The organism is Vibrio sp. 10N.247.311.14 (genome assembly GCF_041467715.1).
Lineage (GTDB): Bacteria > Pseudomonadota > Gammaproteobacteria > Enterobacterales > Vibrionaceae > Vibrio > Vibrio crassostreae_C.
Map to the genome: position 1 here is coordinate 1 of NZ_JBFSVE010000078.1, position 16,794 is coordinate 16,794.

Genomic DNA, 16,794 nt, shown 5'->3' on the forward strand with positions numbered 1-16,794 from the left:
AACGGTGGTTTGACTCCCAATGAATCAGAACGATTGTTCTGGTTAAACTCTAGGAACGTGGCCAATATCAGTTGACCACTACACTTAAACGACGGCCTCATAGTTATATAAATGCTCTATCAACCACCTCTAGATACGTAATTAGTACCACTGTTATTAGTAAGGGCTGACCGAATCTAGTGGTGCTTTCTAATGATAATAATTTTAACTATGTGTTTAGGACGTCCTGCTATGGCTAAGAAAATAATATTCATTCATGGTCGCGCTCAAAAGCCCGATAAAGATTCCCTTCAATCACTTTGGTACGAGGCTATAGAACATGGCTTGCAGCGAGATTGTGGAGACTCAAGTTCGTTACAAGCTTTTAAAGATGTCGATAAACGGTTTGTCTATTACGGTGAACTATCAAACACATTGTTAGAGAAACCAACGGAAGACCCTGCAAGTCGACAACAAGCGCTGTCTGAACTCAAAAAGTACAAGACAAGCCAGTTCAATAAAACAACGTATAACAAGGTATCTAAAATTGGTTTTCTGAAAGAGGCGTTAGCAGATACTTTTTCATCGCTTTTTGGAAAGCTGGGTGTGGCTGAGACACTCATAACAAAGGTCGCGCCGGATATGGCGCATTATTGGTATGAAGATACCTATTTCGGTAGCGATGTCAGGCATAGGCTAATGGTTGAACTGAAGGAAGCGCTTGATAATCAGGATGATGTGATGATTGTGTCGCACAGTCTTGGGTCGATGATCAGTTATGACGTGTTGTGGAAGCTGTCTCATTACGGAGAGTATAGACACGACTATGGTGCGGACAAGAAGGTCAACTTATTGCTTACGCTCGGGTCACCGTTAGGAGATGAAAACGTAAAAGATAGGCTAAAAGGGAGCCGCTTGAAAGATGAGAAGAAGTACCCGTTAAACATTCAGCAATGGATAAACATATCGGCAGAAGATGATTTTATCTCTCATGACAGCAAAATTAAAAATGACTTCAAGGATATGCTCAAACTGGATCTAATACCCGGTGGAATGAAAGATATCCACCCGATTTATAACCTCAATATTCGCAACGGGAAAAGCAATCCACATGCTTCCATCGGTTATCTCATTAATCCTAAATTCATCAAAGTACTGGATGAATGGCTCTCGAGTTGATGTGGTTTACCATCACCAATTACTTCGGTGCTCGTTCATTGAAACTTAGATAAAACAAGGCCTCGCGATTGCGAGGCCTTTTAGTGTTTCGACCAAAAATCGATATTAATCGATATTAACGAAAACTCGGGATAATCGCTGGTATGCCCGGTAGAAGGCCAACCAGCGCCATTACACCACTTAGCACAATAAACATAATGCCAGGCAATACCCAGCGGCTCATTTTACTCAGTTCACTACTACGTTCTTTACAACCGACTAAGCCTAAGTTATCTAACAGCATGGTGAGAGCCCAGCCAAATGCAGGGTTAACGAGCGCTGAAGAGAACACAACAATCGCTGCCGACTGTGTGGTTTTTCCTTCACGCGTCATTTCCATTCCAGCTTCTAGCAATGGCACAAATACCCCAACAATCAGCGCCACACACAGTACAGGTTGCCAGATAGCTAAATCCATCGGGTAACCCCAAACTGCGGCGATGATACAGAACAGAGCTGTGAGCAGCGCGCCAGCAGGAATAGGGCGTTTAGCTATCGCCGCTGGTACGATGTAAGTACCCCATGAAGACGTAAAGTTAGTACCGCCAAGCAGAGAACCGAACGTTTGACGAATTGATGCCGTGGTCATGGTGTCGTCGATGTTCATGTGTACTTTTTCGGTACGTTCTGGGTAGCTGATCTTTTGGAATACTTGATGCCCTAAGAAATCCGGTGACCACATCGCTACGGCTAGAATCGCAAACGGCAATACCACCATGAAGTGTTCAATCGTCGGTAGGCCTAGCATCCAACCTGTATTTTCTCCCCACCAATACATAGGGTTCATGTTGGGCAAGCCTGGCTCAGTGTGGAAAGCAAATGGGGCGCCCATGGCAAATGCAATCGTACCACCCAACAAGCAGCTAAGAGGTACTGCTAACCAACGTTTGCGGAAGTGTTCCAGTAGCGCGTACAAGATAATGGTGCAAAAGATCACCACAAACGCGATGTGGCTCATACCGATTCCTTCAGCCCAAGCGAAAAGCTTTTTCACTTGAGAGGCGGTTCCAACAAAGCCGAGGTAGAGCAATAAGCCGCCACACACGCCTTTACTGGTGAGGTTGGCCAACATGCTGCCACCTTTACTGATGGCTAAGATGAGGCCAAAAGCGCCAATCAACAGGCCAAACGCCATCGGGTGTCCACCTGCTGCAACCACAATCGGAATCAAAGGGATAAGTGGGCCGTGGGTCCCTGCGAGGTTTGCAGTCGGCAATAAAAAGCCAGAGAAAATAATAATGAAAACAGAGGCGATGAGCAGTTCATAACGAACGTTTTCTAGAATGAAGTCTTCATTTAATCCGAGAGCCCCAGCAAAGGTGGCTGCAATCGCGCCCACCATAACCACTTTACCAATGGTCGCCGCCATCGCTGGGATGGTGTCTTCTATCTCAAATCGATAATCTTTAAACGGCAAATTTGGACGCCAGCGCTTAGGCGACATGATTTGCAATTCGTGTTCTAGATACTGTTCTCGGGATTCAAACTCTGAGCTTGGTTTATGTTGTTGTTCATAGGTGAGTTCATCCTCATTGGCTTGAGGCTTATCTGTTTGTATATGTACGGACTCTAAAGTAGTGCTCATGTTGATTCCTTTCGTTCACACTCTAAGGCGTGTTATTCCAACAAACGTTGTTGACTCACGGTATGAAGTGCAAACAATGCGTCAACTTATAATTAAAAACTCATTAACATTTAGTTGTTAGTACCTTATACCAAACCAAAAAAAACAAATAGACTCAGTCGGTTAGACATTAGTCGTAGAGTCGGACGACTAGTATTAGACCCTGTAGATAGTATGTGTCTGGTTATTTGTAGTCCCTTAATTTCTCCCACGTTCTGCACTTGATAGTGATAGAATCTCCGCATTAGAGTTATCGAGAAACTAGGTATTTATAAACAATGTTTATCCATCACGTAAATGGCATCGACTGGCTGGTAATTACAGCCTTTGAAGAACTGAAAACTATGTTTATCGAAGATGCAGGCCCAATCCCAGCTTGCTTTTCTACCGCCAGCGAGTTGAGCCTGATTGACCAAGCCAAACGCAGTTATGGATTTTTGCCTAAACTCCGCGGTGTGATCACCGATACCGGCACTTTTCAAAGTAGAGATATTGAAGAAGATTTGAACCCACAGCTTGCGTGTATCGTTGAAGGGCGTGGTCGGGTTTTTATCTATCACGGCGACTACGTGGCTTTTGTCGATGACGAGCAAACCTTCATTACCCGTATGGACTGAGAGTGATTCAGTGAGTTGAGATCGGCGAATTGGTAAATTGGCGAGTTAGCCCACCTAGAATTTAAAACTAAAGGATTAATATGATGGCAAAAACGATCTCATTGGTACTTGGCAGTGGTGGCGCAAGAGGCTTGGTTCACGTTGGAGTCATCCGCTGGTTAATTGAGCATGGCTATCAGATAAAATCCATTTCTGGCTGTTCAATTGGCGCACTTATCGGTGGTGTCTACGCTGCGGGCAAGTTGGATGAATTTGAAGAGTGGGTCACCAGTATCGATCAAGGTGATATGGCGATGTTGTTGGACTTTTCATGGCAGTCGAGTGGTATGTTCAAAGGGGACAAGATCATCGACACACTGCGTGGGCTGATCGGCGAGATTTCAATTGAAGATCTGCCCATCCCTTATACCGCAGTTGCTGCCAACGTCGCCGAAGAAAAAGAGGTTTGGCTGCAATCCGGTTCTCTGTTTGATGCCATTCGCGCCTCCATCTCTTTGCCACTGTTCTTCACTCCACATGTCATTAATGGTGAAGTGCTGATTGATGGCGGAGTGCTCAATCCCGTACCGATTGCGCCTACCTTTAGTGATAAGACAGACTTTACTCTGGCTGTGAACTTAGGTGGTGAACCCGAAATGCTTCAACAGGAAGTGATACCGGTTTCCCTACCAACAAAAGAGAGTAACCTGCATGAGAAGGTTGTTCACTTTATCGATAATCTCGGTAACAGTGTAAAAAGTAAAATGAGCTTCAATTTTGCTTTTTACGATATTGCCAACCAAGCGTTTGATGCGATGCAATCGACCATTGCTCGCCAGAAGCTGGCCGCTTATCCCGCCGATATTACGCTTGAGATCCCACGTAATGCTTGTGGCACCTTAGAGTTCGATCGCTCACAAGAGATGATAGACAGAGGTTACCATTTGGCACAGGCTAAACTGGGCAACCGACTTTAATGTATTTTCAGCTGAATGAGGGTATTTATGGAAACTGAACTCAAACTATCTGAACTCAAAGAATTGGTCACAACAAAAGATGTCATCGTGCTCACCAGCATAGAAGAGCCTGCTGTATCTTGGTTGATAGATTGCTATCAAGAGAATGCTGATATCCAAATTATCGAGAACGCACACCAACTAGATACTGAAGCGATTTTGTCGCAATGCAGAAGCAGCCTTAACGAAAGTAAAAAGGTCATCCTTACAGCGCAGTTTCGTAGCCAACTGCCTATCATCAATATCGCTTCACTGTGTAATGAGCAGCGCAAGTCATTGATCAATATTGAGCTATTAGGCTGGGATGAAGACAAACGCGTTCCTCATTCTTACAGTAGTTTCTAGCTTATATTTGTTGCTAGGTAACTGCAGTTTTTAGGTAACCGACAGCGTCTCTATAACCAGAGCAGTTCAACACAAGGTTGATCAAAGCGGTTAAGTCAGTGTCCGGAATTTGTTGACCACTACAGGGTGGTTGTATCGAATCAGGAGTAGAAAAGTCTCTTGAGATTTTACTTGTCTAAATTGTGCTTAATTATTTGTTCCACCACACCATTCATCGTCCTTGAGCTAATCTCCGGTTTCAAATACAAGGAATGATACTCAACTCCTGTTCGGTCTATATAGGCTGCTTGTAAGCCAGCGGATAGCGCACCATGAGTGTCCCAATCATGAGTAGCGACAAGACGAAGGTTTTCGACAGGCTCTTTTAAAGTTTCGGCTGCAAAGTTATACACATCTGAATTGGGTTTGAAACTGCCTGTTTCTTCAACGGAAATGACGGTGTCGAAATAATCTTCTAAGCCTGAGTTCTTGATTTGAGAAGTGATGAGATCGAGGGATGAGTTGGAAAAAGCGACGGTTTTAAACCCGTTCTCGCGCAATTTGAGCAAAGACGCTTTAATATCTGTGTGCGGTGGTAGATTGGCAAAAGAAGTTAACAAGGCACCTTTGCTTTCCGCCGTTAAATCACACTTGTACCGTTGTGCAATAGCGTTGAGCGCTGCATTCGCTAATTCAGAAAAAGTAGATTTTACGTTTGTTGCGATGCAAACCGTTGAAGAGTGTAAAAGCTTTGAAAACCAAAGTGATAATGCATCCTCCTTTCCAAACACCGCTTTAAATTTAGGCTGTAATGACTCCAAATTTAAAACCGTTTCGTTTATATCAAAAAGTATCACTTCTTTTTTCATGCAAAGCCCCCAGATTTAATTGAATTTTATGCTTACATAATCTGCTCTGACGATATGGTTTTCAACCTCCATTCAAGTAACTAAAGCTTTGCTCTCTAATTTGAAAAGAAGCTGGAATGCGTCAACGACAACCCGCCAACTCAAATCTGGCGTTGCTTTATGAGTATCATGCAACGCCAAATCTGAAACGATTTAGCTTAATTTGCGGCTTCGATGGTGCCTTTGAAAGTGCTGTCTAAAAAGTCATTGATCTCTTGTGAGTGGTAAATTGAGATAATCTTTTTATACGTTTCATTATTTTTGTCTTCTTCTCGCGCCGCAACAACCATCACTGCTAAAGGTGCGTCTTTTTTCTCTAAGTAAATGCCTTGTTTCTTAGGGTCGAGTCCAGCCGACATTACATAGTTCATGGTGATTGCAGCAGCATCTACATCGTCAAGAGAGCGGGGTAGCTGCGCGGCATCCACTTCAACAAATCGAATGTTCTTCGGGTTGCTAACAATATCGTTTAAAGACGCGTTGAAACCAGCGTTGTCTTTTAATGAGATCAGCCCTGCATCTTCAAGCAGTAATAGTCCACGCCCGCCATTCGTTGGATCGTTTGGAATCGCGATTCGAGCGTTTTCGGGAATAGAATCAAGCGAAGTGTACTTGTTCGAGTAAACGCCCATACGCATCAAAATTGAACGTCCGATAGAAACTAACTGGCTATCGTGATTGGCATTAAAGTTATCGAGGAATGGCTGATGCTGGTAACTGTTCAGTTGGATACTTCCATCATCTAATGCTGCGTTAGGGGTGATATAGTCTGAGAACTCGACGAGTTCAATGTTTATCCCTTGCTTTGCTGCTTCTTTGGCAACAGCTTGTACAACTTGTGCATGTGGGCCAACTGTCGCCCCAATCTTGATGACAGCCTCGTCTTTTTTTCCACATCCTGTTACACCGAATACGAAAGCTAATGCCAACAGGGATGCTGTGATTTTTTTGTAGCTGTTCATGATAACTCCATTTAATAAATAAAAGACATGTAGACGTCTAGCTATCTATATTATCTATTTGCGCGATCGGGTCAATAGGTTTGTTTGAAGCGAAGTTACATTGATGAGCGGTTAAGTCAGTGAATCAACGAGGCTTCTGTACGTGAGACTCGACCGACAATCCCCTTCTAACCCCCTTGGTTTACATCTCAAACCTATTGTTGGTAATGGGAAAGGGAGGAACTGATTACCGACCAACAAAGGCCTCGCGAGTGCGAGGCCTTTTGGGTTTTGTAGGGAATAGGGCAGTCACTCGGAATCTAAAGAAAACGGGTTCAGTAAAGCTAACTATTAAGAAAGCTTTTGGTTAAAGAACTCAAGTGTACGTTTCCAAGCTAACTCTGCTTCTTCTTCAGCATAGCGGCCAGTTGAATCGTTATGGAAGCCATGGTTCACGCCGTCATAGATGTAAGCTGTGTAGTCTGCTTCGTTCTCTTTGAGTTCGGCTTCATAATCTGGCCAAGTCGCATTCACGCGTTTATCGATTCCCGCAAATTGGATGAGCAAGGGGCCTTTTACATTTTTTCTTAAATCTGGTGCGGCAGGAGTACCATAAAATGGAACGCCTGCATCGAGTTGCTCTGGCATGACAGCGGCCAACATATTCACGATATAGCCACCGAAGCAGAAACCGACTGCGCCTAGCTTACCGTTACTTTTTTCATGGGACTTCAAGAAGTTTGCCGCTGCGATAAAGTCTTCTTCGATTTTCTCTTTTGATAGCGACTTCTGCATCGTTCGACCTTCATCATCATTACCTGGATACCCGCCAAGCGAATAGAGTGCATCAGGTGCAAACGCAATAAACCCCGCCGCTGCGAGTCGTCTTGCCACATCCTTTATGTATGGATTGAGGCCTCTATTTTCATGAATGACCAATACAACAGGCGCATTGCCCTCTAACTCTTTGGGTACAACCAAGTAACCATAGCCTTCGCCGTGTCCTTTAGGTGAAGGAAACTTCTCGTAGGTTGCTTTGATGGAAGGGTCATTGAAAGAGACTTGCTCTGCCTGCGCATAATTAGGAATCAGTGCAGAAGTTAGCGTCGTCATGGTTAAGCCAAGTACAGCTAGCCCAGATAGACGAGTCATAAACTCTCTGCGATCAATCAGGCCGTGTGCATATTCGTCGTACCAATCAAATGCTTCTTGAGGGATAGATCGAGTTGGGGCTGATTGAGATTCGGTATTTGGATTCATAACTTTTCCTTGTTGTGAGTTGTTTGACCAATCAACTATAGTGGAAAATTTGATATAATTGAACGATCGCTCAATAATTTTTGAGCTATTTGTTATATCAAAGTACAAAAATTAGATGACAGTCCGATAAAACGATCACTTCGAATCGATTTCCATCGCTTTGGTTTGTTTTACGGAGCAATTCAATACAAGGTTGATTTGAGGGTTAGGTCAGTGAAGTCGGGTGTGATGATTGTTTGTTTTTAGGGAGGCTCTAAATCGAAGTTGGGCACATTAGAGCTAGGCTTATTTTCCGCAGACATGGACAAGTAAGTTTCAATGCAAAACGCTTGATTTTACTCTGGTATAATCTTTCTCATAGGGACGACCTTAGCGTTATCAGAACCTTCTTGATGAGAGATAAAATAGATGTTGAAACTTCTGCGTCAGATAAAAAAATGGAAACTTGTAACGTTTTTTTATCTACAACCAGTTCGGGAACCGTATGTCCCGTGTCGACGAGGCAAAATTTCTAATCGGCCAACTGAATACTGTTTTGGATGCCGCTGAGCAATATTCTCGTGATAATGGCTCTCTGCCTCCTATTGCTTCCGATACCGATACGAACTTCGGCTACTTAAACATCAATCACTTAATTGTAAATCCGGGCTTATCCACATGGAAAGGGCCGTACCTACCTTATGAAGATACATGGATAGGTGGCGATCAGTACATCGACCACCCAGATTACATAGCAACGCAATTACTGCTTAAGGAAAAGGATAGTCTTTGGATAAGAGGAAGCTCCGAGACAGGTTGCGAATCGTCATCATCCACTTGCTCTGTTGCAGCTTGTATCTGGTTGGTACCAACAAAAGTCGCACAAGAAATTAATAAGATTGTGGACGGCAGTTCGAGTATAGAAAGCTCAGATGCGACAGGAAAAATACGTTACGAAAAAGCTTTTGGTGGCGCTCTTATCTGTATGATTGGAGATGATTATCCAATGCCTTCAGCACAGACAAATTAAGTCGTTTCTAATTACCTCACTGGCAACTTGGTCTTAGTTTTTACCTGACCGAAGGCGAAGCTGGATTCAATAGAAGCAATATTAGGCAGGCGAGTTAGTTGTTTACGGATGAACTGCTCGTAGCTTTTTAGCGATTCACTGACTACATGCAATAGGTAGTCGTGATTGCCCGTCATCAGAAAACACTCTAACACCTCGTCAATCACTTCAATGTGCTGCTCAAAGTCTCGCATGTTCTCTTCTGTCGGCTTTTCAAGTTTCACCAACACAAACACATTGACTGGCAGGCCACACGCTTCTTGGTCGACACTGGCGTGGTAACCACGAATTATCCCTTGTTTCTCTAATGCTCGAACTCGGCGTAAGCAAGGAGAGGGCGACAGTGCTACTCGATCGGCCAACTCTTGATTAGACAGCCGAGCGTTGTTTTGCAGTTCAGCCAGTATTTTCTTGTCGATCTCGTCCATTGGCATAATCCATCAATATTGAATTTAGTTTGGCAATATTATTGCTCAAAGTGTATGTCTTACTTCGCAAATAGCAATTTTTAACATCTGCCCAAAACTAAAATTAAAGAAGGAACAACAAGCATGGAATGACTTAGGAATTATGAATACTTCAACTCAACTTAGCCCGCTGCGTAAAACCACCAAACACGAACAAGCAGAAGCTCTTGCCGTTGAGCAAGCAAAGCATTTTGGTATCGACCCAAATAGCGATTACGGCATCACGCTGATTGAACTGGCGACGACACTGTACCAAGCCAATACCAAGACACACGATCTTTGGGCATTGACGGTTGATGGACTTTCAGAGCTCGATAAAAGTGACCGAATCGCTTGGTTTAACGCCAAACGTTTTTTGTCATTCCAGATCGCTAAGATCCTCGATAATCTGCAAAACCCAATGCGCGCCACTTACCAGTCTATTGCCACCAATAATGGTAATTTTGCGTCTAAAGGTGCGTATCCAATTTTCGATAATGTCGCTGCTATATTTTCTGCAAGCCCTGTGATTACACGTACCGCGACCTATTTGTTTGCGTGTACAGAATGGATTGAAGATGCGTTTAACGGTAAAGAGCCGTTGCACGATATATATTCTCGACTGCTTAACCCTACATCGATTTCACTGGCTAACCATATGGTTGATATCGAGGCAGGCTCTAGAGCCAACGAATACCTCGCATGGAACTTTAACTCGGGTATGGCGGCTATTGATGGGTTGTTGAGCCACTTGCTCGGGCATGAAGACATTGTTTTGGCTTCACGCAATATCTACGGTGGTTCTTACCAGCTGTTGGAAGATTGGTTTGGAAAACCTTCTAATCTGAATGTCGCGGTAGAGTGGGTGGATGGTTACTCCGGTGATGAGTTTGCGACGCGCCTTGATGAGGTTGCTGATAAATACGCAGATCGCATCGCTGCAGGTAAGAAAATCTACGTTTACCTAGAGTCACCGTGTAACCCGCATGGATACGTGTTGGATGTTGCTAGCATCAGTAAAGCTGGTCACTCTCGTGGTTGGGATGTGATTGTTGACTCAACAGTGGGTACACCATTGTTGCACCCAGTACTAAAACGTGACGATGTGATGGAAAGACCAGATTATGTGATTCACTCCTACACCAAAGAACTGGCGGGTTCTGGCACCACAACTGCTGGGGTTGTGATTGGTCGCAATGAGACTATGTTTGTGCCAAAAGGAGAGGAGGTCACTTTCACCAAGCCCAACGGTGATGAGGCCAAAATCCTATGGAACGAAACGCTGTTTTGGAATGTGTACTACATTAAGGGTGCATTCCTAGATGCAGATAAAGCGTTTGAAGTGCTCAATGGTATGAAAACGTATGAGATGCGAGTGGTGCAAAAAACGATTAATACACTGACTCTCGCGAAGATCTTTGATGCTCACCCAGACATCAATGTGTCGTGTCCTGCTTTGCCAGATAGTGATAACTATGAACACTGCCAGAACAACATGTACTTGGGGCTACCAGCGGCGCTTTTCACTATCGATATGGAAGGCAATGGCGACCGTGCGCCAATCAATCGAGATGGCTTCAAACAGTTCTTCGACATGCTTGAGCCCGCTATCGGCATGCAAGTAAGTTTAGGGCAAACCAATACAGTGGCGCTGTGTCCAGCACTGACTACGCACTCAGAACTCAGTGATGAAGCGCTCAATGAAGCCGGTATCAAACCGACGACAATGCGTATCTCTATCGGCTTGGAAGATCCTCGAATGTTCATTGCTCATATTGTCGAGGCGGCTAAATTGTCGATTGACCGCAACCACGTAGATTTCTCATCCAGCTTCCCGAGTGGTGACAATATCGATGAAATCTATATGCAAACTTATATGGATGTACACCAGAAGTTTGTGAAAAGCTTGCCGAAGTTCAGTCAGCTGAGTCAGTAACTTAGGTCAGTTAACAAGATTAGTCAGTTAAAGGCCGTCAATAAAAAAGCACCCAGCTGACTCAATAGTCGGTAGGGTGCTTTCTCGATGATCATATTGGTTTACCAAGTCACTTACTATTTTGGCTGGTGGCCTGTCTTTTTCGCAAGCTCTTGCATAGCTTCGGCAAACGTAGTTGTTCCGCCTTTCGCTTTAACCTGAACCACCTTATATCCTCGGCTTTCTAGCGCTTGACGCTCTTCTAAAACGGCTTTGTCATCTGGTTGACTGCCTTGCACAGGCTGATGAATGTAACACCCTTCTAATTGACCATCTTCGACCAGTTGGTGGTGTTTCAGTGCATTGATATCAAAATTCATAGTAAGTCTTTTCGCTTTAAATGGAGAGTCTCTGTGGCAAAGGCCGCGAGTCTTTATAATTTTATGGTTTGTACAATAGGCATTTTAACCATAAGAAGCTAGCGAAAATTAAGCAATCCAATGGAATGAAGTCGGGTGGTCTTACTTCTTCAATCTCTTATTGAACGCTGGGAAGGAAAGGGGAGGAACTGAATACGAACGTTTCAATACACCCTTATCTGACCTTTTCGTTCAACCATTGAGCGAAATCGGTACAAATCATCAACCTTTCCAAATGTGGAATCCTCACTTATTTTATTGGCTCTGTTTTCCATTTGTGAATGGTTATAACCTAGTTTTCGTAGAAAAGAGAATCGAATAAGCCGTGAGCGCGGCGCTTTATAACGAATGAAAACTAGGTACAAGCATGAACGAAAACTTTTATAGATACGCGATTTACACTGTTTTTTCAGCGGCAGCATTGTTCTCCGCTTTTTTAGTCACCTCAGATAATGTTTCCCCCTTCACCACTCAAGCGACTTTGTATCGTAACGTAGCGACCATTGCGCCAGAAGTGTCCCGCGTAATTACCGACGTCATGGTTAGTAATGGCGAGTTGGTTGAAAAAGGTCAGCCATTATTTGCTATCGATGCCAGTAGCTACCAATTGAAAGTGGCACAAGCGAAAGCCGAACTGCATCAAGCGCGTGACTCTGATTCAGCAAAATGGCAGCAAGTACAGCGTTGGTGGTGACTGAGGTATTTTCACAGCATCCGTTTGTGGTGTGGACCATCAGCCTGTTCTTCTTCGACTTTATGCGTCGTCGAGCCACTACGCCAGCGAAGAAAGGTAAAATGTTGATGCCAACCTTCAACTGGATTTTGATTGTGGTGTTTGCTCAGCATACCACCATGGATATGCCGATGCGTATTCATGAAATTTTGGTATCCATGTTGATTACCATGGTAGTAGCAAAAACCATGGTGGCTCTGTTCCCTGTTGAGCAAGGAAACAAGCCTCCTGTATTTAAAGAACAGCCTGTCACATTTGAGAGCAGAGCAATTTCACTCGCGTTGATTGGTCTTGGTTTGGCATTCTTGATGATTGTCGACATTATCTCTGCAACGTTCTGCATGGTGCCAGTGATTGCTGCTGCAACCCAAACCACACCACACACAAAAGCTTTATCGACGTGGTTGACCGCCGTTTTCAAACTCAAGTGGGCGGCTGTGCATTCGCCGTGGTGTTCACCTTGTTGATGGCAGGGCATCAATCTACATTCGGTTACTACACCATAGTGTTGGGTTTATTTGCCTTTATGATCACCGCATCAATGGCCAAAGCGAAAGGTTCAGCCAGAGACATTCATGCCGATGCGTTATTTGCGACTATGCTGCCGATTCAGTTGTACATGACCAGTAGCAATTTAGGGTTGGAAAGTACCTTCCTACGCACTTGGGAGCTGACTGTGACTTTGTTTGTGCTGTGGGCTTTGTGTCATTTTGTTCGTAAGCCTAATGGTGAAGAGCCGGCACTCGTTCGCTAATAATCAAATCCGGCCAACCGATTATGGTCTGATTTGATTGCGCCTTTCATAAAATTAAAAAATGCTTTTACTTTGGCTGAATCTTCTAAATCTTTATGAGTCATCATCCATAGGTCTGTATTTTGGTGCATCACTTCCATATCTACTCTTTGCAGAGTTCCCTTACTGTTACCTAAAAAGCAGGGTAAGTAGGCTAACCCCATCTGATTTTCAGCCGCGATGATCAGGGGCTCAAAAGAGTCGGCTTTCATGACAATTTTGTCTTCCGAAATCAGTTCAGAAACCTGTAGCGAAGCACTGCCTCTATGCATCATTAACCAAGATGCAGACTTTAAGGGGTGCTTACTCTTAAGGCCATTTATATATTCTGGCGATCCGTAAACACCAAAGGCAATTTTACTTAACTTGGTCCCAACTAAATGGGCTGGCAACTCATTTGCCGGGCGAATCGCGATATCTGCATCTAGGTGTGAAATATCCAATTGACGAGATGTGAGGCTGAGTTCTAACTGAATTTTTGGATAAAGCCGATGAAAAGCAGCCAAATGAGTACCCAGAATGAGGCGAGATAACGCATCGGTCGTCGTTATTCTTAGTGTACCTTCTAGCTTCAATTCCTGTCCAAAAACCTTGTGCTCCAATTCTCTTACTGTGGATTCGATAGCGAGAGCTGACTCCAGAAGCTTTTGCCCTTCAACCGTTAGTTTGTATCCGGTAGGAAGTTTATGGAAAATTCGTAATTTGTGACGATACTCAAAGGTGTCAATACGACGTAAAACGGTGCTGTGGTTTACACCAAGTGCTCTTGCCGCGGCCGACAGGGATCCTTCATTCGCCACTGTTAGAACATATTGCAGGTCATCCCATCTTATGTTGTGCATTTGCGCATATCCAACGTGTTCAATTAGTGAGTTTACCAAAAATTTAGCACAGCTATAGTTATCTCAACAAGGCAACAAACAGAACTGAAGTTCAAAGCATGCACTGATGGCACTTTTAATCTCCCTCGCATTGAGCTTCAAAATTGACAATCAGGAGAAAGAAAATGTTAAAGAAAAATCTACTTATCGGTCTAGCGAGTCTTCTGGCTTTCTTTCAATTCACTCCAGCCCTTGCAGATGAAACAAAAGTAGTCGATTCAGCAAAGACACTAGAAACGGCTCAAGCATTCTTATGGGCGGCAGGCTCAGGTGATATGGCAAAACTCGAGTCATTAATGGCCGATGATTTTGTCTGGCACAACGAAGGTGACGCCGACATCCCTTGGATCGGTAACTGGGAGTCAAAAGAAAAAGTGCTCAACACTTTCTTTCCTCTATTTGGCGCAGGTTTGAAAGTCACAAGCTGGTCAACAGACTATAGTTTTGTAAACGGCGACCAAGCAGTATTCATGGGCAGCATGAGTGCCATTGCGAATGAATCTGGTGTAGACACGGGTAAATTCAGCTGGGCGGTTCGAGTTCAGGTTGAAGATGGCAAAGTGAAGAGTTGGAATTGGTTTGAGGATAGCTACGCAGTATCTAAAGCTTATCACGCCAAACAGTAACCACAGTGACCAATTAGGTTGTAAAGGCTCGATATGCTGTAGACGTATATCGAGCTTAACTTGGTTTTGAATAGCGACGCGAAGAGCCTATTCAACAATCCGACAGTTAAAAGGACACCTGAGACAATCTAGTTCTGAGTTTCAGTGTACGAGCCAAATAACGTACTTTGGCACTATTAAGTTTGGAGAAACTATCTATGAGCAATAAGCTAGCGAATGCGACTAATCTGTATATGGAAGGTATCCGAGATGGTCATGCATTAGAGGCGGTAACGAAGTACACCGGTCAACGTTATACTCAACATAGCACTGGGGTTCGCAACGGTATTGATGGTTTTGTTGAGTTCTTCGAACCGTTCTTAAAACGCTGCCCTGTTAGAGACATAAAGATCATACGTTCAATCGTCGATGGCCAATTCGTGTTTGTTCAAGCATTCCAAGATATTAATAATGGCGAATATAAGTGGGTGACTACGGATCTATTCGATACCGATAATGACGATAAAATTATTGAACATTGGGATGTGATTTCTGCCTTCGAAGCTCAACCGACGGAAGGGGAAGGTCGACTGCAAGGGCCAATCAATCATACTGACTTAGATAAAACAGAGGAGAATAAGAACCTTATCCGTGATTTTTTATGTGATGTCATGGTACTAGGGCAGAAAGACAAGCTATCAAAGTATCTCCAGCACGAAGAGCTAGCCGTTTATCAAGCCTCAGATGTGAGCCCTTTAGATAGCTATATTGGTGGCTATGACCAAGTGTTCAAGATTGTCGGTCAAGGTAACTTCGTAGCAGCTTACAGCCGAGTTATTGATAATGGTCTCGAGGTTGCGCGTTTTGATCTATTCCGAGTTGAGGGAGGTCAAATTAAAGAGATATGGGTAAACCAAGAGCCCGTGCCACCAAAAGCAGAATGGGTAAATGGCGGGAAGTTCTAGAGTCGCTTTAAGGGAGTTACGCCAATAATGCTATCGCTAAAACAAACCGAAAAAGCGCATCCTTGCTAACCTTACTGGTTGTGTGTGTTTAACCTCTTGAATCTTAGCCAACATGTTTTGTGATGGAAGAGTATTTACACTGTTTTACAACTCGCCTTAACGCTCAACAATGCAATCGCGCCCTTGAGATTTTGCGTCGTAGAGGGCGTTATCCGCTCTTTTAATTAATGAATTCCAGTCATCGTTTATGAGGGCTTGAGTCACTCCAATGCTGACAGTATACGTGCCAGAAGAGAGCTCTTGATTGGAGTTGTGTTTTGCGTGGTTTCTTATTCTTTCAGCTATCTGCATTGCTTGAACTTTATTCGCTCTAGGTAGCATGACAACAAACTCTTCTCCACCATAGCGAAAACAGAAATCGCTTGTGCGGCATGTATCTTCAAGAATTTGACCAAAGTACTTAATCACATCATCTCCCTTGTCATGACCATAGGTATCATTAATTTTTTTGAAGTGATCTAGGTCGGCAATCAGTACAGAAATGTCACTCTCTCGGCCTGGTTGAACAAGCTTGGGTATCAGTTCTGCTAGGCCTCTACGGTTATAAAGGCCGGTTTGTTCATCAGTGATCGATGAACGATAGGTCTGCTTAAACAAACGATCAGTTAAGATCCAAAACACTGAAAATGCGAGGCTAACAATTGTGATTGTCATGATAACGAAAGACAATTTATGAATATCTGATATCAGGTAATAGTTCGAATTCGTTCCTTTGGTATGAGCAAGTACGCCCCTAATTGCCATATAGAGAATGTTGATAAACAGGGTCAGATTCAACAGACACTTTGCTTCTCTGTTATCGTGCTTTTCCCCTGAATAGTTTGCACAGAGGGCTAAGATACATATCGTCACAACGAGAATACTTCGAGCCTCGATCCTAGAAGTTACAGAAGGCGCAATTAGGGCGCTATAAAGGAAGAAGCTAATGCCAAGGGAGCTAATGATGATTGATATTACGAGAAAAGATCGACTTGCTCCGCGTAACACGGTTATACCGACGAGTAACAAAGGCTTTGTTTCCTAAATCAGGGAACTAATGCTTAAAGCTACGATCAGATCATCT

Annotated in this window: 15 protein-coding genes and 3 pseudogenes; 10 read left to right on the plus strand and 8 right to left on the minus strand. The window is 43.7% G+C overall.

Translation table 11 applies throughout. From position 1 onward, the window contains the following. Positions 1 to 231 precede the first annotated feature (231 nt). A complete protein-coding gene (locus AB6F11_RS20500; RefSeq protein ID WP_102394666.1) occupies positions 232 to 1,158 on the plus strand; it encodes a hypothetical protein in 927 nt (308 codons plus the stop codon). 115 nt (positions 1,159 to 1,273) lie between these two features. Here AB6F11_RS20500 and AB6F11_RS20505 read toward each other — a convergent pair whose 3' ends face one another. Continuing rightward, positions 1,274 to 2,782 carry a DUF3360 domain-containing protein gene (locus tag AB6F11_RS20505; protein WP_102394667.1) on the minus strand — a complete coding sequence of 503 codons (1,509 nt, stop codon included), beginning with the start codon at positions 2,780 to 2,782 and terminating at the stop codon, positions 1,274 to 1,276. Positions 2,783 to 3,099: 317 nt separating this feature from the next. On the opposite strand from AB6F11_RS20505, the gene AB6F11_RS20510 reads away from it, so the two are divergent. The 3 genes from AB6F11_RS20510 to AB6F11_RS20520 all read left to right on the plus strand — a co-directional run bounded on the left by AB6F11_RS20510 (position 3,100) and on the right by AB6F11_RS20520 (position 4,778). After that, positions 3,100 to 3,438 (plus strand): hypothetical protein, encoded by a 339-nt coding sequence (locus AB6F11_RS20510; RefSeq protein ID WP_017059071.1) that lies wholly within the window; start codon positions 3,100 to 3,102, stop codon positions 3,436 to 3,438. A gap of 83 nt (positions 3,439 to 3,521) precedes the next feature. Further along, positions 3,522 to 4,394 carry a patatin-like phospholipase family protein gene (locus AB6F11_RS20515; RefSeq protein WP_065583529.1) on the plus strand — a complete coding sequence of 291 codons (873 nt, stop codon included), beginning with the start codon at positions 3,522 to 3,524 and terminating at the stop codon, positions 4,392 to 4,394. A 15-nt stretch (positions 4,395 to 4,409) separates the two neighbouring features. Next, positions 4,410 to 4,778, plus strand: a complete 369-nt coding sequence (locus AB6F11_RS20520) for a hypothetical protein (RefSeq protein ID WP_065583528.1) — start codon at positions 4,410 to 4,412, stop codon at positions 4,776 to 4,778. Positions 4,779 to 4,945: 167 nt separating this feature from the next. Here AB6F11_RS20520 and AB6F11_RS20525 read toward each other — a convergent pair whose 3' ends face one another. The 3 genes from AB6F11_RS20525 to AB6F11_RS20535 all read right to left on the minus strand — a co-directional run bounded on the left by AB6F11_RS20525 (position 4,946) and on the right by AB6F11_RS20535 (position 7,866). Continuing rightward, a complete protein-coding gene (locus AB6F11_RS20525; protein WP_017065459.1) occupies positions 4,946 to 5,626 on the minus strand; it encodes a haloacid dehalogenase type II in 681 nt (226 codons plus the stop codon). Positions 5,627 to 5,823: 197 nt separating this feature from the next. Beyond that, on the minus strand, positions 5,824 to 6,627 hold the full coding sequence (locus AB6F11_RS20530) for a MetQ/NlpA family ABC transporter substrate-binding protein (protein ID WP_017059075.1): 804 nt from the start codon (positions 6,625 to 6,627) through the stop codon (positions 5,824 to 5,826). Positions 6,628 to 6,957: 330 nt separating this feature from the next. Further along, the gene (locus AB6F11_RS20535) at positions 6,958 to 7,866 is read right to left on the minus strand and encodes a dienelactone hydrolase family protein (protein ID WP_102394668.1); all 909 of its coding nucleotides are present in this window, start codon (positions 7,864 to 7,866) and stop codon (positions 6,958 to 6,960) included. Between the two features lie 408 nt (positions 7,867 to 8,274). Here AB6F11_RS20535 and AB6F11_RS20540 point away from each other — a divergent pair. Beyond that, positions 8,275 to 8,875: pseudogene (locus AB6F11_RS20540) on the plus strand (type II secretion system protein). Between the two features lie 11 nt (positions 8,876 to 8,886). Here AB6F11_RS20540 and AB6F11_RS20545 read toward each other — a convergent pair. After that, positions 8,887 to 9,342 (minus strand): Lrp/AsnC family transcriptional regulator, encoded by a 456-nt coding sequence (locus AB6F11_RS20545; RefSeq protein ID WP_017059083.1) that lies wholly within the window; start codon positions 9,340 to 9,342, stop codon positions 8,887 to 8,889. Positions 9,343 to 9,484: 142 nt separating this feature from the next. Between AB6F11_RS20545 and AB6F11_RS20550 the strand changes: the two genes are divergently transcribed. Beyond that, a complete protein-coding gene (locus tag AB6F11_RS20550) occupies positions 9,485 to 11,296 on the plus strand; it encodes a PLP-dependent transferase (protein WP_102394669.1) in 1,812 nt (603 codons plus the stop codon). Between the two features lie 116 nt (positions 11,297 to 11,412). Here AB6F11_RS20550 and AB6F11_RS20555 read toward each other — a convergent pair whose 3' ends face one another. After that, positions 11,413 to 11,655, minus strand: coding sequence for a hypothetical protein (locus AB6F11_RS20555; RefSeq protein ID WP_017068564.1), 243 nt, complete (start codon positions 11,653 to 11,655; stop codon positions 11,413 to 11,415). Between the two features lie 406 nt (positions 11,656 to 12,061). Between AB6F11_RS20555 and AB6F11_RS20560 the strand changes: the two are divergent. Both AB6F11_RS20560 and AB6F11_RS20565 read left to right on the plus strand, forming a co-directional pair. After that, positions 12,062 to 12,373: pseudogene (locus tag AB6F11_RS20560) on the plus strand (biotin/lipoyl-binding protein); the annotation flags it as partial. Continuing rightward, positions 12,361 to 13,181: pseudogene (locus AB6F11_RS20565) on the plus strand (DUF2955 domain-containing protein); the annotation flags it as partial. The pseudogenes AB6F11_RS20560 and AB6F11_RS20565, both read left to right, overlap by 13 nt. Here AB6F11_RS20565 and AB6F11_RS20570 read toward each other — a convergent pair. Beyond that, a complete protein-coding gene (locus AB6F11_RS20570; protein WP_017059087.1) occupies positions 13,178 to 14,062 on the minus strand; it encodes a LysR family transcriptional regulator in 885 nt (294 codons plus the stop codon). The pseudogene AB6F11_RS20565 and the gene AB6F11_RS20570 sit on opposite strands and share 4 nt — an antisense overlap. Positions 14,063 to 14,226: 164 nt before the next feature. Here AB6F11_RS20570 and AB6F11_RS20575 point away from each other — a divergent pair, with 164 nt between their 5' ends. Together AB6F11_RS20575 and AB6F11_RS20580 are read left to right on the plus strand one after the other, a co-directional pair. Continuing rightward, positions 14,227 to 14,727 (plus strand): nuclear transport factor 2 family protein, encoded by a 501-nt coding sequence (locus AB6F11_RS20575; protein WP_102394670.1) that lies wholly within the window; start codon positions 14,227 to 14,229, stop codon positions 14,725 to 14,727. 197 nt (positions 14,728 to 14,924) lie between these two features. Beyond that, positions 14,925 to 15,671 (plus strand): nuclear transport factor 2 family protein, encoded by a 747-nt coding sequence (locus AB6F11_RS20580; protein ID WP_017059089.1) that lies wholly within the window; start codon positions 14,925 to 14,927, stop codon positions 15,669 to 15,671. A gap of 156 nt (positions 15,672 to 15,827) precedes the next feature. Here the strand turns inward: AB6F11_RS20580 and AB6F11_RS20585 are convergent, their stop codons facing one another. Next, a complete protein-coding gene (locus tag AB6F11_RS20585) occupies positions 15,828 to 16,739 on the minus strand; it encodes a GGDEF domain-containing protein (protein WP_102394671.1) in 912 nt (303 codons plus the stop codon). Positions 16,740 to 16,794: the final 55 nt, after the last annotated feature.